This is a genomic window from Mesorhizobium sp. M7A.F.Ca.CA.001.08.2.1 (assembly GCF_003998455.1).
Taxonomy (GTDB): domain Bacteria; phylum Pseudomonadota; class Alphaproteobacteria; order Rhizobiales; family Rhizobiaceae; genus Mesorhizobium; species Mesorhizobium ciceri.
On record NZ_RZPW01001266.1, the window covers coordinates 1 to 921 of the forward strand.

Consider the following 921-nt stretch of genomic DNA (forward strand, 5'->3'; position numbering starts at 1 on the left):
GCGCAACCTCGATCGAGGAATTCTCCGATCATATCTTCCATGCAATCCAGGAAGCCTGGAACCTCGCGACGCTGGAGTTCGGCGTCGAGGAAGTCCGCAGCGCCCATATTCTGCTTTCCTGCCTGAAAACCCCGGTTCTGGAAGGCCTGCTGTCGAAGATCAGCGGCGAGTTCGACAAGATCGACGCCGATGCGGTTGTCGCGCGGTTCGCCGATGTCGTGGAAGGTTCGCTCGAAGGCGGCGCAGCCATCGCGGTTCCCGCGGCTGAAACGCCGAAGCGGACCATGGGCGGAGATTCGGCCTTGGCGAAATTCGCCACCGATCTGACCCAACGCGCCCGCGAGGGCAAGATCGATCCGGTCGTCGGCCGCGATCCGGAGATCCGGCAGATAGTCGACATCCTGATGCGGCGTCGGCAAAACAACCCGATCCTGACCGGCGAGGCCGGGGTCGGCAAGACGGCGGTCGTTGAGGGCTTTGCCTTGCGTATCGCTCAGGGCGATGTGCCGCCCACGCTGCAAGGCGTCAGCGTGCGCATGCTCGATGTCGGATTGATGCAGGCGGGCGCCAGCGTGAAGGGCGAATTCGAAAAACGGCTGAAGGCTGTGATCGACGAGGTTCAATCGTCCGAAACGCCGGTCATCCTGTTCATCGACGAGGCCCACACCTTGATTGGCGCCGGCGGTGCTGCCGGAACCGGTGATGCCGCCAATCTCTTGAAGCCGGCGCTGGCACGGGGCGAACTTCGCACCATCGCCGCAACGACCTGGGCCGAATATAAGCAGCACATCGAGAAAGACCCGGCGCTGACCCGCCGTTTCCAGGTGGTCAAGATCGACGAGCCGTCGGAGGCGGTGGCCGTTCTGATGTTGCGCGGGGTGGCAGGGGTTCTGGAGCAACACCACAAGGTGCAGATACTCG

At 63.1% G+C, this 921-nt stretch carries 1 protein-coding gene; it reads left to right on the forward strand.

The genetic code is table 11. The features are described from left to right. On the forward strand, positions 1 to 921 hold a 921-nt coding region (locus EN914_RS36710), incomplete at both ends, for an AAA family ATPase (protein WP_127389750.1).